Origin of the sequence: Kribbella sp. NBC_00382 (assembly GCF_036067295.1) — a bacterium.
In the GTDB taxonomy this organism is placed as follows: domain Bacteria; phylum Actinomycetota; class Actinomycetes; order Propionibacteriales; family Kribbellaceae; genus Kribbella.
The window spans coordinates 1,167,685-1,193,531 of the sequence record NZ_CP107954.1; the positions used below are offsets into that span (position 1 = coordinate 1,167,685).

Consider the following 25,847-nt stretch of genomic DNA (forward strand, 5'->3'; position numbering starts at 1 on the left):
CGAGCGGGGTCACCGACGCGAAAGTCTCCAACCAGTTGCGACAAATGATTCAGGCGTTCGTTCACCGTCGAAAAGCACCGTGTGCCCCGAGGAGATCTTCACGCCGTCCACATAGACGCCCCGGCCCTGGTACAGCGGATCGGAGGTATAGCGCCAGCGCAGCGTCTGGTCGCCCGCGCCGAGGTCGGCGGTCACCTGGTGCCAGTGCCGGTCTCCCGAGCCGCTGATCGAGCCGTCGGTGTCGATGACGGTCCCCCGATCACGCACGGTGAAAGGCACCTTGGTCCAGGTCGTACCGTCGGCAGAGCTCTCCAGATACAGCAGATCCGAGTCCTCGGTGTCCACGAACAGGTCGAACGACACCTTCGCCCCGGCGGCCGGTACGGCGACCTTGGCCGCGAGCGTCGTCGTACTGGCGTCTGTCGTCCCGGAGAACCAGGCGTCCTTGCCATGCTGCGGCCCGACCCCCAGCGACAACGCCAGCCCCTGTACTACGGCCCTGCGGGCTGGGTTGTTACTCCCCCAGTTGCGACTCGGGTGCACCCGGTTGGTCAACAGGATCGCGAACGACCGCGAATCGAAGTCGATCACGATCGACGTCCCGGTGTAGCCGGTGTGCCCCGCCGTCCGCGGCCCCGACAGCCCGCCCATGTACCAGCGCTGGTTCAACTCGAAGCCGAGCCCGTGGTCGTTGCCCGGGAAGCCCTGGTTGAAGTTGGTGATCATCGCGGTGACCGAGTCCGTCTTCAGGATCCGCGCGCCGCGATAGCTACCGCCGTTGAGGAAGGTCTGCGCCAGCACGGCCAGATCGTCCGCGGTGGAGAAGACACCGGCATGCCCGGCGACGCCGTTGAGCGACCAGGCGTTCTCGTCGTGCACCGAACCCCAGACCATCCCGCGCGGCGGGGCCGTCTGGTACTCCGTGGCGGCGATCCGCGGCTTCTTCTTCTCGTCCGGGTTGTAGCCCGTATCGCGCATCTGCAGCGGCTTGGTGATGCCGTCCGCGACGAGCTTGTCGAGAGTCTTGCCGGTCACCCGGTGTGCGACCTCGCCGAGCGAGATCAGGTTCAGATCGCTGTAGAGGTAGGTGCCGCCGGGCGGGTTGACCAGCTTGGCGGTGAGCGCCTCGTTCAGCCGCAGCTCCGGCGTCGGCTGGTCCTTCCACAACGGCAGGAACGCGGGCAGCCCGGTCGTGTGGGTGAGCGCCTGCCGGACGGTGATCGCGGCCTTGCCGTTCTCCGCGAACTCCGGCACGTACGTCGCGATCGGGGTGTCCAGGCCGATCTTGCCCTTCTCGACCTGCTGCATCACGACGATCGAGGTGAACAGCTTGGAGACCGACGCCATGTCGAAGATGGTGTCGGTGCGCATCGGGATCTGCTGGTCGGCGGGCAGCTCGGTACCACTGCCGTCGGAGTACTTGAGTGCCATCCCGGTGGCGGTGCGGGTGACGACCTTGCCGTCGTGGCCGAGCAGCGTGACGGCACCGGCGTACAGGGGCTTGGTCGTGCCGGACGGTTGGGTCCAGCCGGCCACCTGGGCGAGCGCGGCGTCGATCGGCGCGGGATCGAGACCGGCCTTGGCGGGAGTCGAGTCGCGCAGCAGCGTCGACTTCGGCGCGTACCCGTCGTACGGGTGGTCGAAACGTCCGGACTTGTTGCCTGAAGCAACTGCAGGGCTGGCCATGGTGAGCATCAAGACAGACACTACCGCGATCGGCTTGACCAGTTTCACCGGTGATCCCCCTTGTAGAGCAGGTACTTCGCGCGGCGGGCGGTCCAGGCGTCGGTCTCGCTCTGCCAGGCGGCGATGACCGCCTCGGCGGTGGCTCCGCCGTCGACCATCGTGCGGTAGCGGTCCGAGCCGGTGAGCAGATCGATCCAGCGGCCGGGCGGGTTGTCACCAGTACGCCAGGCGAAGCCCGGGTACAGCTTCTTGGCCTCGACGATCATGTGCGTCGCCGCCACGATCGCCTCGACCCGGTCCGGATCGGTGATCTGGATCTGCACGCCGCCGCAGAGCACGTTGGCGTTCTTGGAGATGAACGGCGTGAAGTAGGCCTCGCGGAAGTCGATACCGGGGATGTTCTTGGCCTGCAGCGCCTGCGCCCACTTGTAGTCGATGTACGGCGCACCGATCAGCTCGAACGGCCGGGTGGTACCGCGCCCCTCGGACATGTTGGTCGCCTCGAACAGGCACGCGCCCGGGTAGAGCAACGCGGTGTCCGGGGTCGGCATGTTCGGGCTCGGCATCACCCAGGTCAGCCCGGTGTCGGCGTACAGCTGGTCGCGCTTCCAGCCCTTCACCTCGATCACCTGCAGCTCCTTGAGCCGCGCGCCGTTCGTGTCCAGCGGCAGGTACTCGGCGTTGAAGAGCCGGGCCAGCTCGCCGACCGTCATCCCGTGCTGCTGGATGATCTCCCGCTTGCCGACGCCCGACGTGAAGCCAGGCTTCAGCATCGGGCCACGCGCCGAGCCGCCGGTCGGGTTCGGCCGGTCCAGTACGACGAACTTCGCGCCGGTCTGGACGGCCGCGAGCATCGCCTCGTACATCGTCCAGATGTAGGTGTAGAACCGGGCCCCGACGTCCTGGATGTCGAAGACGACGGTCTCGACGCCGGCCTTGGTGTAGAGCGTGGCGAGTTTGGCCGCGGCCGCGCCGTACGCGTCGTAGACCATGATCCCGGTCCGCGGATCGACGTGATCACCCTCGGAACCGCCGGCCTGCGCGCTGCCGCGGAAGCCGTGCTCGGGGCCGAAGACGGCGACCACGTTGACCTTGCCGGACGCGTGCATGGTGTCGACGATGTGGTTGAGGTCGTCGAGGATGCCGGTCGGGTTGCTGATCACCCCGACCTTCTGCCCGGCCAAGGCCTTCCAGTTGTCCTTTGCCAGCGCTTGGGCTCCGGTCGTGACGCCCTTCTTCTTGGCAGGTTCCGCTGCGGCGGCTCCCTGGATGTCGATCAGCGGGGCGGCGGCGAGTGCTCCCGCACCGGCGAGCAGGCTGCGGCGCTTCATCGGTTCTCCTTTGGAAGTACGAGTCACCAGGACAGTCCGTGGCCGAACTTGTAGAGCGGGGTGGTGGGGTCGCCTGCGACGGGGATGTCGACCGGGAGCTTGCCGGTCGGGGCGATCTCGCCGTACAGGACCTTGGTCAGCGACTCCATCGAGACGGCCGCGTAGCCGTAGGTGGCCAGGTACGTCGGCGCCGCGGTGAAGTACGCGATGTCGTAGGGGTCGCGGACCGCCACGACGATCACCGTCTTGCCGGTGGCGAGCAGGTCATTGACGAGCTTCTGCTGCTTGGCCAGCTTGTCGGTGACCTTGGTGTCCCAGGCCTTCTGGGTGAGGACCACGGTGACGTCGTTGGCCTGCGCCTTGGTGACCGCGTCGGCGATGGCGGCGTCGGTCGGGGCCGCACCGGTCTGGGCAACGGTGGTGGTCGCACCTCGGGTGGTGAGGCTGTTGGCCAGCGCCTGGGTGGTGGTGACGCCCCAGCCGGTGACGAGGATCTTGCGCGGGTCCTTGGTCAACGGGAGCGTCTTGGTGTCGTTCTTCACCAGCGTGACGGACTTGTCGACGATCTTCTGGGCGGTCGCGAGGCTGGCCGGAGTACCGACCTTCGTTGCAATCTTCGCCGGGTCGACGAACGGCTGGAACAGGACGCCGTTCTTGAGCTTCATCAGCAGGACGCGCAGCACGCTCTCGTTGACCTGGCGCTCGCTGATCCGGCCCGACTTCACGGCGTCGACGACGGCCTTGAACTGGACGTCGGGGGCCGGCGGCAGGAGCAGCTGGTCGGCGCCGGCCTCGATCGCCCGGACGGCCACCTCGGCGTCGCCGTACTTGGCCCGTACCGCTGCCATCTCGAGCGCGTCGGTGATGACGAGACCCTTGAAGCCGAGCTCGTTACGCAGTACGCCGGTGAGGATCGGCTTGCTCAGCGTCGCGGGGTCGCCGGACGGGTCCAGGGACGGTACGACGATGTGCGCGGTCATGATCGAGTCGATGCCGGCCTTGATCGCGGCCTTGAAGGACGGCGCGTCGATCGTGTTCCACTGCTCGCGGGTGTGGTTGATCGTCGGCAGCGCGGTGTGGCTGTCGTCGACGGTGTCACCGTGGCCCGGGAAGTGCTTCGCGGTCGCCATGATGCCGGCGTCCTCTTGGTAGCCCTTGACCTGCGCGACCGTCATGTCCGAGACGAGCTTCGGGTCGCTCGAGAAGGAGCGGACGCCGATCACCGGGTTGAGCGCGTTGACGTTGACGTCGGCGACCGGGGCGTAGTCCTGACGGATGCCCATCGCCTTGAGTTCGCGTCCGGTGATACCGGCTGCTGTCCTGGCGTCCGCGGTGTTGCGGGTCGCACCGTGCGCCATGTTGCCGCCGAACTGGGTGGCGGGCGGGCCGATGCGGACGACGACGCCCTGCTCCTGGTCGGTGGCGATCGTCAGCGGGAGGCGCAGCCCGGTCTTGAGAGCCGCGGCCTGGAGCTGGTTGGAGTACGTCGCCAGCTGGGTCGGGCTGGTCACGTTGTCGCGGGCGTTGAAGTAGATCCAGCCACCCGGCTTGTACTTCGCCACCACCTCGGCAGGCGTCGCCACGCCGTACAGGGCTGTGTTGCGCGCATCCGGCTTGCTCGCGTCCGGCCCGTAGGCGAACAACACGAACATCTGCCCGATCTTGTCTTCCAGCGTCATCCCCTGCAGCGCCTTGGTGGCCACCTGGAGATTGCTGAGCGGCTCAGGCGGTGGAGCACTCACAGCACTGGCGGGCACCAGTGACCCGATGGTCACAACGGCGAGGCTGGCAACAGCGAAACGGCGCAAGGCGGACATAACCGACCCCTCAGGTAATTGAATTACAACCGTGCCCCCGCACGCGAAAGTTACCCACACGCCAAGCCAGGGTCAAGGGGAAACGTGTCCTCATCCAACACGCCCCGCACCCACCCGACAACCAACCGCACCGTTCAAGCGTTTGGTCCACCGCTGAAACAGTGTTCTTTGAGGTAGTGCGCCGTTTCAATACTTCTCCGGCAGCCCGACCACCCGCTCGGCCGACGGCCAGGAGCGCAGTACGTCGAGCAGCACCCCTGCCGGTACGGTCTCGATCGCCTCGGCGTGGGCGGCCGAGACGACATCGGCGATCCGGACCGGCGCGCCCGACGCCGACGAGCGGACCGCCGCCTCGACCATCGCGACACTGATCACGTTGGCGTGCACCTCCGTCTGCGGCGTACTGGAGGTACGCAACGCGTGCACGAACTCAGCCAGGGACCCGGCGATCTCTTCCGGCCCCGTGCCGATCTCGGCCGGCACGGCAGGCCCCGAGGCGTACTCGGCCACCGGTGCGGAGTCGCCGTCCCAGATCGCCGTGCCGTTCGCGGAACTCGCCCGCCAGCGACCGTTCCACGAGGTCTCCAGCCCCGGCGCGCACCAGCTTCCGGTGAAGACGAATCTGGCTCCCCCGTCGAAGCTGAAGACCGCGTCGGCAGCCGCGTGCCCGCTGAACCAGCTCCAGTCCGGGTTGTAGGAGTCGCAGTACACCGACAGCGGCTCGGACCCGATCAGCTTGCGGGCCAGGTCGAACTGATGGATCGCCATGTCGACCAGCAGCGGCTCGGCCATCTGCTCCCGGAAGCCGCCGAACCGTGGCGCCTTGAAGAACTCGCACGACAACGACCCGACCGGGCCGAGCCCGGCCAACTGCCGCCCGAAGGCCTCGCCGGTCCGGAAGTACCGGCGGGACTGCGAGACCATCAGCAACCTGCCGCTCGCCTCGGCGGCCGCGACCATCGTCAGGCATTCGCGGACCGACTCAGCCAGCGGCTTCTCGCACAGCACCGGCAGACCTCGCAGCAAGGCATCCACGCTGACCGCCGGATGGGCCGCCGGGACGGTCACGTCGATCACCGCCTCGGCGCCCGTCCGCTCGGCCAGCTCGGCGACCGACGCCGCCACCGGGACATCGGCGTACCCGTGCTCGTCGGCCGCCGCCCGGGCCAGCGCGACGTCGAGGTCGACCAGCCCGGCCAGGACGACGTCCGGGTTCTGTCCGATATTGCGCAGCCAGGCGCGACCCATGCCGCCGGCGCCGACCTGAAGGAGCCGCAGGGGTTCAGGCATCGGCACGCTCCTCATCGGACTCAGCCTCGATCGGCCCGGCGTACCCGTGGCCGTTGAAGAAGTCCCCGGTCTCGTACCGCAGCAGCGTCGGCAGCGCCCGCTCCGGCAGGTCGGTCCTGGCCCACTCGACCCCGTTGGCGATCACCTTGCGGACATCCTTGTGGTGGTACACCGGGTAGTCCTGGTCGCCGGGCGAGAAGAAGAAGATCTTGCCGTGGCCGCGGCGGAAGGTGCAGCCGGAACGGAACACCTCGCCACCGCTGAACGTGGACACGAAGACCAGCTCGTCCGGCACCGGGATGTCGAAGAACTCGCCGTACATCTCCTGCTGCTCGATCACGATCGGATGCGGCACGCCGCGGGCGATCGGGTGCGTCGGGTTGACCGTCCAGACCAGCTCGCGATCCCGCTCACTGCGCCAGCGCAGGGTGCAGGTGGTGCCCATCAGCTTGCCGAAGATCTTCGACCAGTGCGCGGAGTGCAGAACGAGCAGGCCCATCCCCGACAGGACGTGCTGGTACACCCGGTCGACCACCTTGTCGTCGACCTCACCGTGCGCGGCATGGCCCCACCAGACCAGTACGTCGGTGCCGGCCAGTACCTCCTCGGTCAGCCCGTGCTCGGGTTCGTCGAGGGTCGTCGTAGCGACCTCGACGGCGTCACCGAGATTCTCGGCGATGCCTTCCGCGATCGTGGTGTGCATGCCGTCGGGGTAGATCTCGGCGACGTGCGGCTCGACCTGCTCGTGCCGGTTCTCGCCCCAGACGAGTACGCGAAGCGTCATGTCAGTAGTCCTTGGTCGATGGGTCGGGTCATTTGACGGCGCCACCGATGGCGCCGGCGGCGATGTACTTCTGAGCGACGACCAGCAGCACGATCGCCGGGATCGCGGACAGTACGGCGGTCGCCATCACCGCGTTCCAGTTCTGTACCTGGGTACCCAGGTACTGGTAGATCCCGAGCGTGACCGGCCGCACGCGACCCTTGGTGGTCAGCGTGAGGGCGAAGAGGAAGTCGCTCCAGGAGAAGAGGAAGGTGAACAGTCCCGCGGTGATGAGGGAGTTCCTGCTGATCGGCAACACGATCGCGACGAACGCCCGGAAAAGCCCGGCTCCGTCCACCCGGGCCGCCTCCACCAGCGACGGCGGCAGCGAGAGCATGAACGAGCGCAGGATCAGGATCGCGAACGGGATCCCGCTGCTGCAGTTGGCCACGATCAGGCCGGGGATCGAGTTCAGCAGCCCGAGCCGCTCGTAGGCCGTGTAGAGCGCGTTGGCGATCACGATCCCCGGGATCATCTGGGAGACCAGGATCGCCAGCAGCCCGATCCCCACCCAGCGGGACCGGAACTGCGACAACGCATACGCACAGGGCGCCGAGATCAGCAGGCAAAGCACCACGGTGCCGCCCGCGATGAGCACGCTGGTGACCAGGTTGCGCCCCTGCTCGCTGAGCGCCCGCCGGTAGCCCTCGAAGGTCGGGTTCAGCGGCAGGAAGCCGGCCGTCAGGGTGTTGCCGGACGGCTGGAGCGAAGCGTTCACCATCCAGTAGACGGGGAACAGCATCATGGCCAGGATCAGTACGCCGATCGCGGTGTAGATCGCGCGACGAACAGCCGAGTCGGACATCGTCGTACCCCTCCTATTCGTCGACGGCACGGCGGGTGCCGCGCAGGTAGACGACCGCGAACAGCAGCGAGATCGCGATCAGGATGTTGCTCAGGGCCGCACCCTCGCCGAACTTGAAGTCGACGAACGACCGCTGGTACGACTGGGTCGCCAGCGTCTGGGTGGCATTGGCCGGCCCACCGCCGGTCAGGCCGAGGATGATGTCCAGCACCTTGATCGTGTAGACGACGCCGAGCACCAGCAGCACGCTGGCCACCGCTCGCAGGTTCGGCCAGGTGATGTAGCGGAACCCGCGCCAGCCGGTGGCGCCGTCCAGCTGTCCGGCCTCGTACAACTCCTGCGGGATGTCCGCGAGACCGGAGTACAGCAGGGTCACGTTGAACGGGATGCCGATCCAGATGTTCACCCCGATCACCGCGATCAGCGCCACCGACGGCGAGTTCAGCCACGGCACCGGATCGTTGATCAGGCCGAGCCCGGTCAGCGTGCGGTTCAGGATGCCGCTGTCCTGTTCGAGGATCGACCGCCAGGTCGCGCTGGAGACGATCAGCGGCAGCAGCCACGGCAGCAGGAGCAGCGACCGCAACAGATTGCTGAGCGGGAACCGGCGGCGGAAGAACAGCGCCAGCGCCAGACCGGCGGCGAACTGGAAGGCGATCGAGCCGATGGTGAACAACGCGGTGTTCACCATCGCCTGCGAGAAGAGCTGGTCGGTCACCACCGTCGTGTAGTTCCGCAGTCCGACCCAGGGCGCCTGCCCGGTGAAGAAGGTCCGCAGGGTGTAGTCCTGCAGGCTCATCATCAGGTTCTTCAGCACCGGGTACCCGAACAGCGCGAGCATCGCCAGCGCGGCAGGCGCCACGAAGAGGACCTTGGTCAGGTCCTCACCGCGACGGCGGCGTCCCCGGGAGCTCACCCGCCGGAGGCCTTGCTGAAAGCGTCCTGCGCCGTGGCCTTGCCGGTCAGCGCCAGCGCGATCGCCTGATAGATCACCTTGGCGGCGTCGGGCCACTTCTCACCGAGCTTGCCGGTCCGGGCCCGGGCGGTCTTGACCTGCTCGGCGAACGCCTTCATCGAGGGCACCTCCTTGGCGTACTGGTCGAGCAGCGCGGTCTTGGTCGGCAGGGTGAAGCGGGCCTTGGCCCAGGCCATCTCGTTCTCGTCGGAGTTGAGGCACTTCACGAAGTCGGCGGCCTTCTGCTGCTTGGCCTGGTCCTTGTTCAGCGGGACCGTCCAGGCCTCACCACCCAGCGGTGCGACCGGCGTCTGGTCCGGCTTGTTCAGCGGGAACGTGACCACGTCCCACTTGATGTTGGGGGTCTTCGCCAGCGCCGGGATCTGCCACGGGCCGTTCACCATCATCGCGGCCTTGCCGGCCGCGAACTGGTCCTTCGCGTCGCCCTGGGTCCAGTTGATCACGCTCTTCGACGCCGAGCCCGACTGCACCAGATCCACCCACAGCTGCAGCGCTTCCGCGACCTGCGGACTCTTCAGGTCCGTCTCGTCGCCACCGTTGGTCCACATCGCCGGCAGGAACTGCCACGAGCCTTCGTAGGTCGCGTTGGCGTTGAAGGCGATGCCGTACCGGCCGGGCTTGGTGAGCTTCTTGGCCGCGGCCTTCAGCTCGTCCCAGGTCTTCGGCGGCTGGACGCCGGCCTCCTGCAGCATCTGCGTGTTGTAGAACAACGCGATCGTGTTCGTCACCGGCGCCAGTCCGTAGAGCTTGCCCTGGTACGACGTCGCGTCGTTCATGCCCTGGATGACCCCGTCCCCGTTCAGGCCCATGTCGTTCAAGGGCGCGAGCGCGCCGGTCGCGGCGATCTGCTGGACGTCGGGGTTGTCCAGCATCAATACGTCGGGCAGCGTCTTCGACGAGGCCTGCTGCAGCACCTTCGCGATCAAGGTGTCACCAGGCACCGTCTCGCGCTGAATCGTGATGCCGAGCTTGCCCGCGCAGGAGTCGAGCCCCTTCTGCACGGCCGCCTTGTCCGGGTCGTTGTTGTAGTAGTCCAGCACCGAGAGGCTGCTGACGCTGCCGCCGGACGAGGACGGCGAACTGTTCCCGCTGTCGCCGCAGCCGGCGATGACGAGCGACAGAGCCGTCGTACCCGCCAGGGCCGCGGCGATCCGCTGCGTGATCATGACATTGCACTCCTTGGATGAGTCGGCGACAGCCACCGTCCCGGCGCTGGTCAAGCGCTTAACCCTGATCACGAAAGACCGGATCTTTGAAGGCGGGCGTCTCAGTTGTGGGATGGCTGGCAAAGCGGTTAACTAGCCGCGTAGTCAGGGACTATGTTCCCTACGTCACACCACTGTCAAGGGCCTGGGGCGGTCCTCGTGACAGGCTGGGCGGCAGACGAGAGCGGGGTGGAAACGGCCGATGGTGACCATGCGGGACGTGGCGAAGCGGGCGGGCGTGTCCATCGCCACCGTCTCCTTCGTGCTCAACGACACCAAGCCGGTGACGCCGGCGACCCGGGAGCGGATCGAGCTCGCGATGACGGAGCTGGGCTTCCGCCGCAACGTGGTCGCCCGCGCGCTGGCCAGCCGGCGTACCCGGATCATCGCGATGGCCTATCCGGCGCTGGACCACCGGTTCGGGTTCTCGGCGGCGGAGTTCTTCACCAGTGCGGCCGAAGTGGCGCGCAAGCAGGACTACCACCTGGTGCTCTGGCCGGTCGGGAACGACGGCGGCGAGCTCACCGAACTGGTCGGGCAGGCACTGGTCGACGGAGTCGTGCTGATGGAGGTCCAGCTCGAGGATCCACGGATCGCGGTGCTCCAGCGAACCAAGACACCGTTCGCGCTGATCGGCCGGACCACCGCCCTGGAAGGCCTGATCCACGTCGACATCGACTTCGACACCACGATCGAGGACGCGGTCGGCTACCTGCACGGCCTGGGGCACCGCCGGCTGGTACTGGTCTCCGGCGATCTGGCCGACCCGAGATTCCACACCTACGGACCGTACGTGCGATCCGAGGCCGCCTATCGCCGGGTCACGGCCGGGTACGGCATCGAGACCATCGTGCTGGAGTGCTCCGACTCGACCCGGACCGGCCGGGAGGCCGCGACCCGCCTGCTACGCGATCACCCGGAGACGACGGCCGTCCTGGTACTGAACGAGTACTCCGCCCTCGGGGTGATGTCCGGCCTGAACCGCCTCGGCCGCCGCATCCCGGACGAGATCTCGGTGCTCTCGCTGATGGCCCCCGACACGGCAGCCCTGTCGAACCCCGAGCTGACCATCATGCGCACCCCCGGCCCCGAACTCGGCCGCCTCGGCACCGAGGCCCTGATCCGCCAACTCGAGGGCGCCACCCCACTCCCCCCACCCCACCTCATCCCCGCCAAGCTGCACCTCGGCGAATCCACCGCGCCACCTCCGAAGGAGGCGAGCTAGGGCTCCTCCGTCACTTGAGCTTGAACTCGGGGATCTTGACGGTTTTGAGTGGTCGGCCGGAGGCGTTGTAGGCGGTGACGGTCGCGGCCCTGCGAGACTTGGGGTCGCCGTTGGCCCACCAGAGGGCGTACCAGCCGTTGGCGACGGTGAGGTCGTGGGTGGCTCCGTTGACTGCCTTGAAGTGGATGCGGGTGATCGCTGGATCGACCCGGCCGAAGTTGGTGTAGGTCCAGCCTGTGCAGTTCGACTTGCAGCCGATCTGGCCGCTGCCCTCGTACACGCCGACTCCCGACAGCGACATCAGGGGTTCGTTCTGTGCTGTGCGAATGCTCGGTGTGGAGGACTTCATCAGGGGCATGGCCTGGCCGGACAGCGGCAGGTCGCAGCTGGCGGCGCTGCGGCCGGTCGGCGATACGGCCAGCATTCTCAGCACCCGGCCGAGATCCGTAGCGCCCTGCTCCGTCGACACGACTCGCCACTTCGTCAGGTCGTGCCACAGCAGGACCGAGCAGCTGAGCAACTGACCGTCGGCGGTCCGCGGAGCCGGATCCGCCTTCACCTTCGCCAGCGCCGCGGCCGTCGGTTTCGAGTCGCCCGGGACGACGCACCCAGGGCCGAACATGTTCTTCTTCCCGGGCACCCGGCTCATCAGTCCCATCGTGGCGCGGTAGACGCTGGGATGAAACGTCGCCAGCGGCTGCACGCCGTACCGGATGGTGCAGCGGCGCTCTGCCTCTGCCCGAGTGATCTTCCCCAAAGCAGCCTCACCCTGCGGCACTCCGGGCATCGGGGTGAACAAGGCCGCTCCCGCTCCCGCGGCCGCCGGCTCGCGCTGAGCAGCGCCGATGTCCGGTACGAGTGCAGCGCCGACCGCGATGACCGCCACTCCGGCGGCCAGGCCGCTGGCGGAGGCGATTCTGCGCCGGCGACGGCCGCGACGGCCGCGCTGCAGCAAGCCGGTCACGTCGACCGGGGCCAGTGGATCTCCGTTCGCCAGGCGGTCAAGCTCGGCGCCGATCTCCGGGTCGTTCTGCATGTCCGTCTCCTTCACGAGAGCCGCCCGACCGAGCGGGTCCGGTTGATGGTGTGACGGAGGGTTTCGAGTGCGCGGGCGGCCTGGCTCTTCACCGTGCCCTGCGAGCAGTTGAGGATCTCGGCGGTCTGCTCGATCGAGAGATCCTCGTAGTACCGCAGCACGATGCAGGCCCGTTGGCGCGGCGCGAGCTGGAGCAGAGCCGACAGGACCTCGTCGCGCTCGGCGTAGGCGTCGGCCGTGTCGTCATTGCGCCCTCGCTCGGGTGGATTGTCGGTCGACACTTCCCGGCGCCAGGGGCGCCGACCGATGTCCAGGGCCGAGTTGATGACGGTCCGGCGGGCGTAAGCGAGGGGATTCCCGCTCCGATCCACCTTGGACCAGGCCAGGTACAGCCTGTACAACGCGTCCTGGACCACGTCATCGGCCCGATGCCAGTCCCCGCAAACCAGGTAAGCGGTCCGCCGCAACGCCGCACTGGACGCCTCGACGAACTCCACATAGTCCCGATCCCGATCAGGCATCGTGCCCTCCACTCTCCTCTGTCCCCCTTAGTACGGACTCGGACGGAGGTGGAGTTGCATCACTCGCCTGATTGGACGAACCCCCGCCGAGTCGATCGTTCGGCGGGGGTTCGGACGATGCTGGTGTCAGAGCTTGAGGGAGGTCTCGACGATGCCGGCGAGGTCGTGGGCTACCTCTTGGGCGGTGGCGGAGGACTCGGCTTCGACCATGACCCGGACGAGGGGTTCTGTGCCGGAAGGGCGCAGGAGGACTCGGCCGGTGTCGCCCAGGCGGGCGGTGGCTGCTGCTACGGCTGCCTGTACGTCGGTGTCGGTGCCGGCGCGGGTCTTGTCGACGTTCGGGACGTTGACGAGGACCTGCGGCAGGCGGGTCATCACCGCGGCCAGGTCGGCCAGGCTCTTGCCGGTCTGGGCGATCCGGGCGAGCAGCATGACGGCGGTCAGGGTGCCGTCGCCGGTGGTCGCGTGGTCGGACAGGATCACGTGGCCGGACTGTTCGCCGCCGAGCTTGTGCCCGCCGGCCTTCATCGCTTCCAGCACGTACCGGTCGCCGACCTTGGTCTGCTCGACCGCGATCCGCTCCCGGACCATCGCCTGGACGAACCCGAGGTTGCTCATCACGGTCGCCACGACGGTGTCGTTGGACAGCCGGCCCGAGTCGCGCATCGCCAGCGCGAGCACGGCCAGGATCTGGTCGCCGTCGACGAGTTCGCCGGCCGCGTCCACGGCCAGGCAGCGGTCGGCGTCGCCGTCGAGCGCGATGCCGAGGTCGGCGCCGTGCCCGATCACCTCACGGCGCAGACCCTCCATGTGGGTCGAACCGCAGTTGAGGTTGATGTTCAGTCCGTCGGGCGCGGCGGCGTACGTGATGACCTCTGCACCCAACCGGCGCAGGGCCTCCGGGGCGGTCAGCGAGGCCGCGCCGTTGGCGCAGTCGATGACCACCTTGACGCCGTCGAAGCGGTTGGGGGCCGAGCGAACGAGATGCGAGACATACGTCTCGAAGCCCTGTCCGTCGTCGAGCACCCGGCCGACAGCGGCACCCGTCGGGCGCTGCCACTCTTCGCCGGTACGGACCTCGATCGCGTCCTCGATGACGTCGTCGAGCTTGATCCCGCCCCGGGCCAGGAACTTGATCCCGTTGTCGGGCATCGGGTTGTGGCTGGCCGACAGCATGACTCCGAGGTCGGAGCCGGTCGAGCCGGTCAGATAGGCGACGGCCGGGGTCGGCAGCACGCCGAGCCGGACGACATCGACGCCGGCGGAGGCCAGACCGGCCACCACGGCTGCTTCCAGAAACTCGCCACTGGCCCGAGGATCCCGCCCCACAACGGCGCGTGGCCGGTGCCCTTCGAAGGCACCGGCCTCGCCGAGTACGTGAGCTGCCGCGACCGAGAGGTCGAGCGCCAGCTCCGCGGTGAGATCCACGTTCGCCAGGCCACGGACTCCGTCCGTGCCGAACAAACGCGACATCAGGTGATCAGCGCTTGCTGTACTGCGGAGCCTTACGGGCCTTCTTGAGGCCGGCCTTCTTCCGCTCCTTGATCCGCGCGTCACGGGAGAGCAGACCGGCCTTCTTCAGACCCGGACGGTTCGCCTCCTCGTCGGCCGCGTTCAGGCAGCGGGCGATGCCCAACTGCAGCGCACCGGCCTGGCCGGTGATGCCGCCGCCGTTGATCCGGGCGATGACGTCGTAGGAGCCCTCGAGGCCGGCGACCACGAACGGCTCGTTCACGTGCTGCTGGTGAACCTTGTTCGGGAAGTAGACGTCGATCGGCTTGCCGTTGACGGTGATGTTGCCGGAGCCCGGGATCAGCCGGACGCGCGCAACAGCTTCCTTGCGGCGGCCGGTGGCACCGGCCGGGTTGATCACCGCGACGCGACCGGACTCGGCGCGCTGCTCCGGGCTCGGGTTCGTCTCGGAGGTGTAGGCAACCGGGCCCTCGGTGTCGATGGGGACCTCGGTGTCGAGTTCTTCGGTCTCGGTGGTGATGTCGCTCACGCTGTGAATCCTCGTTTACCTGGCTCGGCGATCGCTACTACTGAGCGATCTGGGTGATCTCGAACGGCTTCGGCTGCTGAGCCGTGTGCGGGTGCTCCGGACCGGCGTAGACCTTCAGCTTGCCCAGCAGCTGACGGCTCAGACGGTTCTTCGGGAGCATGCCCCAGACAGCCTTCTCGACGGCCTTGCGAGGGTCCTTCTCGAGGATCTCGCCGACCGGCGTGGCCGTCAGACCACCCGGGTGACCCGAGTGGCGGTATGCCAGCTTGTCGGTCCGCTTGTTGCCCGACAGGGCGATCTTCGACGCGTTGACGACGACGACGAAGTCGCCACCGTCGACGTGCGGAGCGAACGTCGGCTTGTGCTTGCCACGCAGCAGGGTGGCGATCTGGACGGCGAGCCGACCGAGCACGACGTCGGTGGCGTCGATCACATGCCACTCACGGGTGACGTCAGCAGGTTTCGGGCTGTACGTGCGCACGGTCGTTGACCTTCGTTTCTCAGAGGTTGACAAAACTAGAACTGGTACGTCGGCGAGCGGCCCGCAATCACACCGGCGAGGACCAGGAACGCACAACAGCAGCCCAGAATACCGGCGCGGACGCCTCGGGGTCAAAGCGAGCCTGAGCCGGTCGGGGACCCCGGCTTGGAACCAACCCGGGACCGCACTAGTTTAGCGGTGAAGATTGCAGTCCGAATCGCGTCCCGCCGGCTGACATAACCCTCACTCACCAGGCGATGACGCCAGCTTCCGAAGAGGGCATCGTGACCGAACAGTCGCTCACCGTCCGGGACAACCGGACCGGCAAGGACTACGACCTTGCCATCACCGATGGCACCATCCGTGCCGCCGATCTCAAGCAGATCAGCGCAACCGACGGAGACGGTGGCCTGGCCACCTACGACCCCGGCTTCGTCAACACCGCCTCGACCCGCTCGTCCGTCACCTTCATCGACGGCGACAAAGGCATCCTCGAGTACCGCGGCTACCCGATCGAACAGCTCGCCGAGCAGTCGAACTACCTGGAGGTCGCGTACCTGCTGGTGAACGGTGCGCTGCCGGACAAGACGCAGTACGAGGCCTGGGTGCACGACGTGACGTATCACACGTTCGTGCACGAGAACCTGAAGACCTTCATGCAGGGCTTCCGGTACGACGCGCACCCGATGGGCATGCTGCTCGCCTCGGTGGGCGCGCTGTCCACGTTCTACCCGGAGTCGCGCGACATCTTCAACGAGGAGTCGCGGGCGCTGCAGATCCGCCGGCTGATCGCCAAGATGCCGACGCTGGGCGCGTTCTCCTTCCGGCACGCCCAGGGCAAGCCGTACGTCTACCCCGACAACGAGCTGAGCTACGCGGCCAACTTCTTGTCGATGCTGTTCAAGATGAGCGAGCCCAAGTACGCCGCCGACGACCGGCTGGTGCGCGCGCTGGAGATCCTGTTCATCCTGCACGCCGACCACGAGCAGAACGCCTCCACCAACGCGGTCCGGGCGATCGGCTCCACCCAGGTCGACCCGTACTCCGCGGTCACCGGCGGCATCGCGGCGCTCTACGGCCCGCTGCACGGCGGCGCCAACGAGGCGGTGCTGAAGATGCTGCGCCGGATCGGCTCGGTCGACAACGTGCCGTCGTTCATCGAGGGCGTGAAGGCCGGCGAAGAGCGGCTGATGGGCTTCGGCCACCGGGTCTACAAGAACTACGACCCGCGCGCCAAGATCATCAAGAAGGCCGCCGACGACGTGTTCGAGGTGACGGGCATCAACCCGCTGCTGAAGATCGCCGTCGAGCTGGAGAAGATCGCACTGGAGGACGAGTACTTCGTCTCCCGCAAGCTCTACCCGAACGTGGACTTCTACTCGGGCCTGATCTACGAGGCCCTGCAGTTCCCGCCGGAGATGTTCACCGTGCTGTTCGCCATCCCGCGTACCTCGGGCTGGCTGGCCCAGTGGTCGGAGTCGCTCACCGACACCGACCAGAAGATCGCCCGGCCGAAGCAGATCTACACCGGCGCCCGCGGCGTCCAGTACGTCCCGATGGGCGACCGCTGACCTGTTGAGCCGCCGCAAGTGGCCCCTCGACCTTCAAGTCGTGGGGCCATTTGTCGTCTCGAAGACCCTGCTGGTCCGGGCAAACTCAACACGGATCAGTTGGTCAAGCAGAGCTACGCTGGCGTAATCCCTAGAGATTCACGCAATTCGCTGTCGCGAAGTATTGGAACAAGTTCTGGCTGGAACGAGAAGAGTGAAAGCGCACTCGGCTCATGCGCCTGATGGAGCATTGCAGTGGCAACGTCGGCAAACGGCTGCTCGCGAATTAGATCAACGCAGAGGCGCATGCCGACCAGGTCAGCACGCCATTTATCATTCTGCCAGTTCTTGATCGCCATCGAGACAACCCCGAGCGCATGGCGACGCCCACGGGAGAGAACGGCTCTATTCAACTCGAAAACTTCTATAGTGCTCTCGCCACGCTTAGTCAGCGCGATATACTCTCCGGCAGCCAGCGCAAGATGGAGATGTTGACCTGGATCATCGATCACCGGATTCAACAGCAGCGGATCACCGTTCGCAGATATGGGGAACTGGTCACGCTTCATGTGACTGTTGCAGATTGAACAGGCCCAGAGATGATTGTTCCAGTCGTAGGTGCGCAATGGCGTGACACCCATGGGTTCGAAATGATCGATGTCTGCGCCCTCATTGTCCCCGCAGTACATGCACCGCCCTCTACCAGGCGCCATCTCAGCTAACGCCAACTTCAATGGCGGCCTAACGCGATTTCGCACCGTCGTATGCTTCCACAACGCCCTCGCCTTCAAGAGTTGCTTATCCGCGGCTGAGATTTCGGCGGTCAACTTGGCAAGATAATCTATCGTGTCGCCTGGGAGCGGGGTCCGCTGCAAGCGGATCACTGATGCGCCCTCGACTGACCCAGCAGACGAGCAGCGATCTCATCCGTCCGCGCAACAGGGGAGCTAATAAGACGACGGGAGAGGACCTCATACCGCTCTCGCTCCAGGGGATCGGCCTCCCCTCGAAGAACCCGCAACTCTAGCGCAACCAATTCCGAGCGATCCTGTTCGGCTCGATCCGAGTACAGGGTTTCCATACCGAACAATTCGGACAGTATCGCATCGTCTCCACTGCCATACACGACACGGTCGTAGACATCCGTAGAAACCACGCTCGGCGGACGATCCTCATCAACGCCAGGCAGGCTGATCAGACCGCCCGGGTCCGCAGACTGACATATATAGGGACTATGAGTAGTTACAATGAATTGTATAGCAGGAAAATGCTCGGTCAGCCATCCGCCGATTCTCTTTTGCCACGACACATGCAAGTGTGCATCTATCTCATCAATGATTACAACGCCGGGGTAATTCACCGTCGGGCGTCCGCTGGTGATATGCACTCCTAAAACACCATACGCGTCATACATCTGCTTAAGTATGTCGACCACCAAAGCAGCAACAGTCCGATAACCATCGCTCATCTCGCTGAGTGGATATCGGTGGCTGCCACTTGCAACCCATAGACCTTCAGAGTCGACAGACTGGACTTGGGCGCCATCGGGCAAAAGGCCGTCACCAAGGACCGCGAGAGCAGCAGACTTGAGCAAAGCAGCTCCCGGGCGATCCTCAAAATCGCGAAGGTGTTGCTCGATCAGCCAAGAAACCCCCTCTGCAAGCGAGGCATCTTCATGGAAGAGGCTGGCCAGTCTGGCGGTGGCTGGCCGCAGCATCAGTCGTTGAACGTCGTTCGAGCCACCGGCGAGACGTCGAAACGGTCCGTATCCAGCACAGAACCAACCAACGGGATTGTCGGCCCAGGGTCCACGTGCCCCCTTACTTCCGCTGGTCGGTGCCAACGACGGCTGGTCTGCCGCTCTACCGCCAGGACCGGGCTCGTTCGCTACCATCCACCGTAGGCCCGTCGAGAAGCGCTGGACCGGTCGCCTCCCCGTGCCCACGAAGCCGTCGATCGTTCCGTGAGTAAGGCGAACGGTGGAGCTGGCAAAGGGCTGGTCACGCGAGATCCAGGAACTGAAGTCGGTGACGAGACTACGAGCTGTCGCCGGACCAGCAACTGCGAGCGCGATCGCTCGTAGCAGAGTTGTCTTACCTGAGCCGTTTCGTCCCGCTAAGACGGTCCACCCAGGGTACGTCCCGTCCGGACGCACAAAACTGAGATCGACGCGGCGCTCCCCATGGAACGACTTGACGTCTTCCACTCGGATTCTGTCCAAGTACACCCTTGACCGCCATCCTCAGGCAACGAGCATCCGACAGTAAACCTTAGCCTCGGCAAGGTCTGGTGAGATGTATTGAAGGTATATCTCAGGTCAACCGGTCGGATGCGCCCCCAGATTGGAGGGCCCCGAGTTTTCTGTGTTAAGGAGCGGACAATGCAGCTGGCGATGCTGCAACGTTCCGAAATCTGGGTTGGGAACGGCCCCGATCCGGCTTGTCTGCCAGGGATCGGGGCCGTTTCTGCGCTTCTGGGAACTACGACGCACCCCGCGCCGCCGCCGGTTCCCGCAGTACTGCGACAAGTTCGTCCAGCCGGCCACGAGCGCGCGCCATCGCCACGTGGTCGACGTAGTCGCGCGATTCGACGATCTCGCCGTCGCGGACCCGTAGTACGAAGATGCAGGGCACCTTGAAGCTCTCACCCGTCGCGATCACCGTCCCGGCGTAGTCGAACTCGGCGACGATCACCTCCGGGTCCTGGGTCTGGTGGACCCGGATCGCGTCCGGCGTGAACCGCACCGCCTCCCCCACCCGCGGGCCGCGGCCGCTGAAGTGCTCGCGGAGCGCATCGCGCGTGAGCAACGGCGGCTCCCCGTACGGCGACATCGGGTGGCGGACGTCGGTCTGTTCGGCGTACAGGGCGGGCAGCGCGTCGAAGTCGCGATCGGCGACGCCGTGGACCAGGCGCAGGAAGACCTCTTCAGGAGTCATCTGGGTGTCCTCACAAAGGATTAAACGGAGTGGCAACTCCGAATATAGGGAGTAGCGACTCCGGTTACAACCCCAGGACGTTTCGGAGCGTCTCCTAGGCTGTCGCCCAGACCCACAGCGAGGAGCACGATGAGGCCATTGCGCGCGGATGCCCGGGACAACCGGGAGCGGATCCTGATCGCCGCCGAGGACGTCTTCGGCCGGTCGCCGAACGCCTCGACCGACGAGGTCGCCAAGCTCGCCGACGTGGGGATCGCCACAGTCTTCCGGCACTTCCCGACCAAGGTCGAACTACTGGAAGCGGTACTGACGCAACGGCTGGAGCGGCTGCGCGACCGCGCCCTCGAACTCGCCGGCGAAGACGACGCGGGCGCCGCGTTCTTCGGCTTCTTCAGCCAGGTGGTCGCCGAATCGGCATCGAAGCTGGCCATCTCGGAGGCACTCAGCGCTGCGGGGACCGTCGCCGGCGACGAGGCGAAGCAAGCCGGCCGAGGGATGCGCGACGCCTTCGGGACGCTGCTCGATCGGGCTCAGCAGGCAGGCGCCGTACGCCGAGATGCCGCCTTCCCCGAGGTCTACGCCCTACTGGTCGGCGCCTCCCGTGGTGCGACCGCGACCGGCCTCGAACCAGCAGCCCGCGACCGCATGCTCGACCTCCTGTACGACGGCCTGCGGGCCGGTGCCAAGCGGTGAAGCGTTGGCGATCGTGGACCCGCCGCCGTCGCGTACTCATCAGCCTCGCGCTGGCGTTCGTACTGCTCATCCCCTTGCCACTAAGCGCATTGGCGATCTCCCTGCGGATCGCCTACACCGGCGACGCCACGGCCCAGACGCGCGGCCGCGATGCCATCTGGCTCGGGCACGCCTGGGTCGACGGCCGCAAGACCGCCGCTGACATCACCGCCCTCGCGCAACAACTACAGGGCACCGGAATCCGCGACCTCTACGTCCACACCGGCCCCCTCGAACACGACGGATCGTTGCCATTGGCAAAGGTTTCTCCCAGGGCCCGGTGGTTCACCGACGCGATCCACCAGGCGATGCCGAAGCTCCGCGTCCAGGCCTGGCTCGGCGACGTCCTGCAGCCGGAGAAGAACCCCGGAATGGACCTCGACGACGCCGCCGTCCGCACCCGCGTGACCGAGACCTCCGAGCAGGTTCTCGCCCAGGGCTTCGATGGCATCCACTTCGACATGGAGCCCGTCCGCTCTGGCTCGCAAGGCTTCCTGAAGCTGCTCGACCAGGTGCACGCGATGACGTCGGCCCGCAAGGTACCGCTCTCGGTCGCCGCCGCGCAGCTCAACCCGGCGCCCGGGCTCAACGGCGTACTGGTCGGCGTCAGCGGCCAGAGCAAGTGGTGGACGAAGAAGTACTTCGGCGCCGTCGCGAGCCGGGTCGAGCAGATCGCGGTGATGTCCTACGACACCTGGACCCCGCTGGAATCCCTGTACGGCGGTTACGTCGCCCGGCAGACCGAGATGGCCCTGGAGGTCACCCCGGCCCACGTCGACCTGCTGATGGGCCTGCCTTTCTACTGGGAGGACAACTTCTCCCACCGAGGCTCCGCGGAGACGGTCCAAGCCGCCATCCGCGGCGCCCAACTAGGCCTCGGCTCTACCCACAAAGAGAACTTCGGCCTGGCCCTGTACGTCGACTTCGCCGCCACCCCCGACCACTGGGCCACCTACCGCGACATGTGGTGCGGCACGGACTAGCGAGCCCGTTGGACCCGCGCCTCGTCCCACACCGGTTCGGGCGCCTCGTACACGTTGCCGTCGCTGCCGAAGACCAGGTAGCGGTCGAAGCCGCGGGAGAACCAGCGGTCGTGGGTGACCGCCAGAACCGTTCCGTCGAAGGAATCCAGGCCCTCTTCGAGCGCTTCCGCGGACTCGACGTCGAGGTTGTCGGTCGGCTCGTCGAGCAGCAGCAAGGTCGCGCCGGACAGCTCCAGCAAGAGGATCTGGAACCGCGCCTGCTGACCACCCGACAACGAGTCGAAGCTCTGCTCGGCCGCGTGCGCCAGCTCGTACCGATCCAGCTTCCGCGAGGCGAGCTCCCGGCCCATCCCGTCACGGTGCTCGTCACCGCGATGCAGGATCTCCAGCAGCGTCCGGCCGGCCAGCTCGGGGTGTTCGTGCGTCTGCGCGAACCAGCCCGGCCGCACGCGCGCGCCCAGCTTGGCGCTGCCGGTGTGCGCGACCGACGGGATGATCATCTCGCCGACCGGCTGGTGCTCGATGTCGGGATCGGAGCCGCCGTTCGCGAGCAGCCGCAGGAAGTGTGACTTGCCCGAGCCGTTCGAGCCGAGGACGGCCACGCGTTCGCCGTACCAGACCTCGAGATCGAACGGCTTCATCAGCCCGGTCAGCTCCAGGCCCTCGCAGACGACGGCCCGCTTGCCGGTACGTCCGCCAGTGAGCCGCATGCTGACCTTCTGCTCGCGCGGGATCGCCTGCGGCGGGCCCGCCTCCTCGAACTTGGCCAGCCGGGTCTGCGCCGCCTTGTAGCGCGACGCGAGCCCGTCGTTGTAGGCCGCCTTCGTCTTGTACATCAGCACGAGTGCCTTGAGTTTGGCGTGCTCCTCGTCCCAGCGGCGGCGCAGCTCCTCCAGCCGCTCGAACCGGTGCTTGCGCGCCTCGTGGTACGTCTGGAAGCCACCGCCGTGTGTCCAGATACTGTTGCCTGCGGCACCCAATTCGACGGTGACGATCCGGGTCGCGGTGTTGGCCAGCAGCTCGCGGTCGTGGCTGATGTAGAGCACGGTCTTCTGAGTCGCCTTGAGCTGCTCCTCGAGCCAGCGCTTGGCCGGTACGTCGAGGTAGTTGTCCGGCTCGTCGAGCATCAGCACCTCGTCCGGCCCGCGCAGCAGCGCCTCGAGCACCAGCCGCTTCTGCTCGCCACCGGACAGCGTCTTCACCTCACGCCAGCGGCAGCTGTCGAACGGGATGCCGAGCGCGCTCATCGTGCAGACGTCCCAGAGCACCTCGGCGTCGTACCCGCCGACCTCGCCCCAGTCGGAGACCGCCTGGGCGTAGCGCAGCTGGGTCTTCTCGTCGTCGGCCTCCATCATCGCCAGCTCGGCCTGGTCGAGCTTGGCGGCGGCCGTCCGGATCCGCTCCGGCGCGACGCCGAGCAGCAGGTCGCGGACGGTCGTCTCGTCGCGTACCGAGCCGACGAACTGCCGCATCACGCCCAACCCACCGGACCGCGCGACGCTACCGCTGTGCGCCTTCAGGTCGCCCGCGATGATCTTGGTCAGCGTCGTCTTGCCCGACCCGTTGGCCCCGACCAGGGCGACCTTGGCCCCGTCCCCGACCCGGAACGTGATGTCGTCCAGCAACACCCGCCCGTCCGGCAACTCGAACCCGATCCCCGCAACCTCGACGTGACCCATACCCCCAGTCTGACGGCCCGCCCCAGCCGCCCGCGACCGGTTATCGTCTTCCCTGACCGAACAGGGAGAGCGATGAACGACAACCCGGCCGGCCACGAGGCCTTCCAGGCCGAGATGCGCCGGCTGCTGGCCGATCTCAAGGGCGCCGCCCCCGAGGTGATCGAGGCGGAGACCAGGCGGCTGCAGGCGATGGCCGAGCAGATCCAGGACGTCCGCGGCCGCGAGCGTGCCCGCTTCCGTGCCGGTTCCCTGCCCCGCCTGCTGGCCGGGCCGCCACCGGCAGCCAGCGAGCAGTTCCGTCAGGCACAGATCCTCTTCGCGCGGGCGATCGACGGCGACGGACCGGCCCATGCCCGGATCCCGCGACTCGAGCAGGCGATCGACCAGATCGGTGAGCTCGCCGCCCAGGCACCGGCCCGCGAGGCCGGCGCGATCCGCCGGCTCACCAGCCCGCTGATCCGGTTGATCGACCAGCTGGAGAGTTCCGCCGGATGAGCGCCGGACGGCTGATTCCCCGTGACAGCCCCGAGCACGCCTGGGTGAGCAGCATCGTCCGATCGGTGGAGAAGCTGACCGGGCGGCCGTCGCGCTGGAACGGCGACCTGTACGAAGAAACGCGACCGGAGGCGGCCGGCAGTGCCCTGGACGGCGGCGGGATGACCATCAACCCCACCAAGGTGCTTGCCCCGGCCGGCAAGGCCTACGGCGCAGGCCGGCAGCTCGACGAGGACGAGCTGGCCGAGGCACGAGACGCGGTGCTCACCGTGGTCCACGAAGCCAAGCACCTGAGCAATCCGCTCGGGGACGAGAACGCTCCCGGTGCCACCCCGGTCCACTCCGCCGACACCGTGGCGCTGGACGAAGGACTGACGGAGAACTGGGCGCACGAGAACGTCGACGACGTGATCCAGGACATCGGCATGGATCAGTACCAGCCGGAGCTTCTGAACACCGAGTCGATCGACTCGTACCCGGCCTACACGTCCGCGACCGACGAGCTGGTCCGCGGCACAGCGGACGTCACCGGCCTGTCCCAGAGCCAAGTGGTCGATGTACTGGAGCAGGCCGACCGGACCCAGCGCTGGGCGGCCCTGGCCGATCTGGTGATCGACGAGCGGCTGGCCGACGTGCTGCCGGAAGAGGACCGCGAGGCCGTCAGAACCCAACTGGTGCAGACGATGCGGCCACATCTCGGTGACGTGGTCGCGACTGAGGAGAGCGAGGTTCTCACCGATCTGGAGAAACGCATCGGCGGGCACCGGAACGCCGAGGACGCCGTGACGGGCTTGAGCACGACTACTGCTGGGCTTGAGGAGCAGTACCGGAACGCGGGCGCCCAGCCTCAGCAGTCCGCCGAGGTGGATCATCTGCGGAAGTTCTTGGGTGGAGCGCCGCCGCAGGCCGGCAGTTATCGGGGTGCTCAAGGCGATGGCGCAGTACCGGACAACGTGCGGGCATTGCGCGGGCGGCCTGAGCAGGGGCAGTCACCAGCCCGTTAGGTGGTCCAGGTAGATGCCGCCGGACGGGCGGACCGTGCCTGTCATGAAGAGTTTGAGCGGGGCCGCGAAGAGGCCGTAGCTGCGGGTGCCGGTGAAGAAGCCGGCCGAGGAGCAGCCGTCGTAGCCGACCCAGACCTCGCGGATACCGGTCGTGGTGTCGAAGCGCAGCACGATCGCTTCCTTCGGGCGGGCCGTCTCGGGCGTGCACTTGAAGACGGGCAGGCTCGGGTTGCGTTCCGGCAGGACCTTGATCGCGTCGACCACCTGCTGCGCGGTGGCCGCGCCGAAGTGGGCCGAGCCCAGCAGCATCTGAGCGCCGACGAGGCGGTAGCGGCAGGCCTGGAGCCCTAGAACCACGGTGGTGTCGAGGTCCAGCCCGGTCCCGGACGGCACTGCCTCGTGCGTGGGGGCCGCGAGGATCGCATGCTGTTCAGGACAAGCAGCAGCAGTCCCCTCGGTCGGAGCTTCCGGTGCGGCGGCCTTCGAGCCGCTGTCGGCCGCAGAACCAGCGCTGTCGGCGCTGGTAGAGACCGGTGACGGACCTCCGACGATCCCCCACACTCCCCCGATCGCCACGACGACCACTACCGCCGCGGCGGCCATCGTGAGCCGTTGCCGTCGCTGGTGGACCCGCCTGCGGGCCTCTTTCGCAAAGCCGGCGCTACGCAGGCCTTGCACGGTGTGGGCCTTGCTCTGGAAGGCGTCCGCGAGCTGCGGGCCGAGTTCGTGCTCATCCGGCTCAGGCATCCTCGGCTCCTTCCTTGCTCAGTGTGTCCTTCAGTACCGCTAGTGCTCGGTGGACGTGCGACCTGGCCGTGGCTTCCGCGCAGTGCAGTAGGTCCGCGATTTCGGCGTACGAGAGCTCCTCGTAGAAGCGGAGTACCACCGCGGCGCGCTGCTTGTCGGGCAAGGTCGAGCACAGCGCCCAGACGGCCTCTGCCTCGGCTCTGGAGCCTGCACCGTCAGGAGCGGCCGCAGCGGTCCTGGTGGGCTCCTCGACGGGGGCCTCCCGGCGGCGGAAGCGGCGCCACCAGGAGATGTGCGCGTTGACCACCATCCGCTTCACGTAGGCCTCGGGGTCGTCCGCCCGACTGACCCGGGCCCAGCGCGCACACGCCGTCGTCAGGGCGTCCTGAACCGCGTCCTCGGCCAGTGTCTTGTCACCGGTCAGGACGTACGCGAACCGCAGCAGCGCGTCCGCCTTCTCGGTCACCCAAAGTTCGAAGTCGATCGCACTGGATGGTGCCTCTGCTGTCGCCAAGGCTGCCTC

At 67.0% G+C, this 25,847-nt stretch carries 25 protein-coding genes and 1 pseudogene; 6 read left to right on the top strand and 20 right to left on the bottom strand.

The window, feature by feature from the left end; all coding sequences use genetic code 11:
• Positions 1 to 9 precede the first annotated feature (9 nt).
• The 8 genes from OHA70_RS05715 to OHA70_RS05750 all read right to left on the bottom strand — a co-directional run bounded on the left by OHA70_RS05715 (position 10) and on the right by OHA70_RS05750 (position 9,894).
• Positions 10 to 1,695: a serine hydrolase domain-containing protein gene (locus tag OHA70_RS05715; RefSeq protein WP_328329311.1), complete on the bottom strand. Its 1,686-nt coding sequence runs from the start codon at positions 1,693 to 1,695 to the stop codon at positions 10 to 12.
• A 35-nt stretch (positions 1,696 to 1,730) separates the two neighbouring features.
• The gene (locus OHA70_RS05720; RefSeq protein ID WP_328329313.1) at positions 1,731 to 3,017 is read right to left on the bottom strand and encodes an exo-beta-N-acetylmuramidase NamZ family protein; all 1,287 of its coding nucleotides are present in this window, start codon (positions 3,015 to 3,017) and stop codon (positions 1,731 to 1,733) included.
• A gap of 23 nt (positions 3,018 to 3,040) precedes the next feature.
• Positions 3,041 to 4,792 (bottom strand): glycoside hydrolase family 3 protein, encoded by a 1,752-nt coding sequence (locus OHA70_RS05725; protein ID WP_328329315.1) that lies wholly within the window; start codon positions 4,790 to 4,792, stop codon positions 3,041 to 3,043.
• A 228-nt stretch (positions 4,793 to 5,020) separates the two neighbouring features.
• On the bottom strand, positions 5,021 to 6,124 hold the full coding sequence (locus OHA70_RS05730; RefSeq protein ID WP_328329317.1) for a Gfo/Idh/MocA family protein: 1,104 nt from the start codon (positions 6,122 to 6,124) through the stop codon (positions 5,021 to 5,023).
• Positions 6,117 to 6,908, bottom strand: a complete 792-nt coding sequence (locus OHA70_RS05735; RefSeq protein WP_328329319.1) for a ThuA domain-containing protein — start codon at positions 6,906 to 6,908, stop codon at positions 6,117 to 6,119. Before OHA70_RS05735 ends, OHA70_RS05730 begins: the two co-directional genes overlap by 8 nt.
• A gap of 28 nt (positions 6,909 to 6,936) precedes the next feature.
• Positions 6,937 to 7,752, bottom strand: a complete 816-nt coding sequence (locus tag OHA70_RS05740) for a carbohydrate ABC transporter permease (RefSeq protein WP_328329320.1) — start codon at positions 7,750 to 7,752, stop codon at positions 6,937 to 6,939.
• Positions 7,753 to 7,765: 13 nt separating this feature from the next.
• On the bottom strand, positions 7,766 to 8,668 hold the full coding sequence (locus OHA70_RS05745; RefSeq protein ID WP_328329322.1) for a carbohydrate ABC transporter permease: 903 nt from the start codon (positions 8,666 to 8,668) through the stop codon (positions 7,766 to 7,768).
• Complete coding sequence (locus tag OHA70_RS05750; protein WP_328329324.1) at positions 8,665 to 9,894, bottom strand: ABC transporter substrate-binding protein; 1,230 nt, start codon at positions 9,892 to 9,894, stop codon at positions 8,665 to 8,667. The genes OHA70_RS05745 and OHA70_RS05750 overlap by 4 nt, the downstream gene beginning before the upstream one ends.
• 250 nt (positions 9,895 to 10,144) lie before the next feature.
• Here OHA70_RS05750 and OHA70_RS05755 point away from each other — a divergent pair, with 250 nt between their 5' ends.
• Positions 10,145 to 11,158 (top strand): LacI family DNA-binding transcriptional regulator, encoded by a 1,014-nt coding sequence (locus OHA70_RS05755; protein WP_328335035.1) that lies wholly within the window; start codon positions 10,145 to 10,147, stop codon positions 11,156 to 11,158.
• A gap of 10 nt (positions 11,159 to 11,168) precedes the next feature.
• Here the strand turns inward: OHA70_RS05755 and OHA70_RS05760 are convergent, their stop codons facing one another.
• The 5 genes from OHA70_RS05760 to rplM all read right to left on the bottom strand — a co-directional run bounded on the left by OHA70_RS05760 (position 11,169) and on the right by rplM (position 15,198).
• On the bottom strand, positions 11,169 to 12,194 hold the full coding sequence (locus tag OHA70_RS05760) for a hypothetical protein (protein ID WP_328329326.1): 1,026 nt from the start codon (positions 12,192 to 12,194) through the stop codon (positions 11,169 to 11,171).
• An 11-nt stretch (positions 12,195 to 12,205) separates the two neighbouring features.
• Entirely contained in the window at positions 12,206 to 12,715 is a 510-nt protein-coding gene (locus OHA70_RS05765) for a SigE family RNA polymerase sigma factor (protein ID WP_328329328.1), read from the bottom strand.
• A gap of 126 nt (positions 12,716 to 12,841) precedes the next feature.
• Positions 12,842 to 14,188, bottom strand: coding sequence for a phosphoglucosamine mutase (gene glmM, locus OHA70_RS05770; protein ID WP_328329330.1), 1,347 nt, complete (start codon positions 14,186 to 14,188; stop codon positions 12,842 to 12,844).
• Between the two features lie 7 nt (positions 14,189 to 14,195).
• Positions 14,196 to 14,717, bottom strand: coding sequence for a 30S ribosomal protein S9 (gene rpsI / locus OHA70_RS05775; RefSeq protein WP_328329332.1), 522 nt, complete (start codon positions 14,715 to 14,717; stop codon positions 14,196 to 14,198).
• A gap of 37 nt (positions 14,718 to 14,754) precedes the next feature.
• Entirely contained in the window at positions 14,755 to 15,198 is a 444-nt protein-coding gene (gene rplM / locus OHA70_RS05780; protein ID WP_328329334.1) for a 50S ribosomal protein L13, read from the bottom strand.
• Positions 15,199 to 15,482: 284 nt separating this feature from the next.
• On the opposite strand from rplM, the gene OHA70_RS05785 reads away from it, so the two are divergent.
• Positions 15,483 to 16,769, top strand: coding sequence for a citrate synthase (locus OHA70_RS05785; RefSeq protein WP_328329336.1), 1,287 nt, complete (start codon positions 15,483 to 15,485; stop codon positions 16,767 to 16,769).
• A gap of 113 nt (positions 16,770 to 16,882) precedes the next feature.
• Here the strand turns inward: OHA70_RS05785 and OHA70_RS05790 are convergent, their stop codons facing one another.
• The 4 genes and pseudogenes from OHA70_RS05790 to OHA70_RS05800 form a co-directional block, all read right to left on the bottom strand.
• Complete coding sequence (locus OHA70_RS05790; RefSeq protein WP_328329338.1) at positions 16,883 to 17,575, bottom strand: hypothetical protein; 693 nt, start codon at positions 17,573 to 17,575, stop codon at positions 16,883 to 16,885.
• A 53-nt stretch (positions 17,576 to 17,628) separates the two neighbouring features.
• Positions 17,629 to 18,465, bottom strand: coding sequence for an AAA family ATPase (locus OHA70_RS05795; protein ID WP_328329340.1), 837 nt, complete (start codon positions 18,463 to 18,465; stop codon positions 17,629 to 17,631).
• A gap of 339 nt (positions 18,466 to 18,804) precedes the next feature.
• Positions 18,805 to 18,975, bottom strand: a pseudogene (locus tag OHA70_RS39760) (AAA family ATPase); the annotation flags it as partial.
• 253 nt (positions 18,976 to 19,228) lie between these two features.
• Positions 19,229 to 19,684: a nuclear transport factor 2 family protein gene (locus OHA70_RS05800; RefSeq protein ID WP_328329342.1), complete on the bottom strand. Its 456-nt coding sequence runs from the start codon at positions 19,682 to 19,684 to the stop codon at positions 19,229 to 19,231.
• A gap of 129 nt (positions 19,685 to 19,813) precedes the next feature.
• Here OHA70_RS05800 and OHA70_RS05805 point away from each other — a divergent pair, with 129 nt between their 5' ends.
• Entirely contained in the window at positions 19,814 to 20,377 is a 564-nt protein-coding gene (locus OHA70_RS05805; protein ID WP_328329344.1) for a TetR/AcrR family transcriptional regulator, read from the top strand.
• The gene (locus OHA70_RS05810; protein WP_328329346.1) at positions 20,374 to 21,399 is read left to right on the top strand and encodes a hypothetical protein; all 1,026 of its coding nucleotides are present in this window, start codon (positions 20,374 to 20,376) and stop codon (positions 21,397 to 21,399) included. Before OHA70_RS05805 ends, OHA70_RS05810 begins: the two co-directional genes overlap by 4 nt.
• Here OHA70_RS05810 and OHA70_RS05815 read toward each other — a convergent pair.
• Entirely contained in the window at positions 21,396 to 23,078 is a 1,683-nt protein-coding gene (locus OHA70_RS05815; protein ID WP_328329348.1) for an ABC-F family ATP-binding cassette domain-containing protein, read from the bottom strand. The genes OHA70_RS05810 and OHA70_RS05815 overlap by 4 nt on opposite strands.
• A 72-nt stretch (positions 23,079 to 23,150) precedes the next feature.
• On the opposite strand from OHA70_RS05815, the gene OHA70_RS05820 reads away from it, so the two are divergent.
• Together OHA70_RS05820 and OHA70_RS05825 are read left to right on the top strand one after the other, a co-directional pair.
• A complete protein-coding gene (locus OHA70_RS05820) occupies positions 23,151 to 23,573 on the top strand; it encodes a hypothetical protein (protein ID WP_328329350.1) in 423 nt (140 codons plus the stop codon).
• Entirely contained in the window at positions 23,570 to 24,577 is a 1,008-nt protein-coding gene (locus tag OHA70_RS05825) for a hypothetical protein (protein WP_328329352.1), read from the top strand. The genes OHA70_RS05820 and OHA70_RS05825 overlap by 4 nt, the downstream gene beginning before the upstream one ends.
• Here the strand turns inward: OHA70_RS05825 and OHA70_RS05830 are convergent.
• Both OHA70_RS05830 and OHA70_RS05835 read right to left on the bottom strand, forming a co-directional pair.
• On the bottom strand, positions 24,563 to 25,324 hold the full coding sequence (locus tag OHA70_RS05830; protein ID WP_328329354.1) for a hypothetical protein: 762 nt from the start codon (positions 25,322 to 25,324) through the stop codon (positions 24,563 to 24,565). The two genes, OHA70_RS05825 and OHA70_RS05830, sit on opposite strands and share 15 nt — an antisense overlap.
• Entirely contained in the window at positions 25,317 to 25,838 is a 522-nt protein-coding gene (locus OHA70_RS05835; protein ID WP_328329356.1) for a SigE family RNA polymerase sigma factor, read from the bottom strand. Before OHA70_RS05835 ends, OHA70_RS05830 begins: the two co-directional genes overlap by 8 nt.
• Between the last annotated feature and the right edge of the window lie 9 nt (positions 25,839 to 25,847).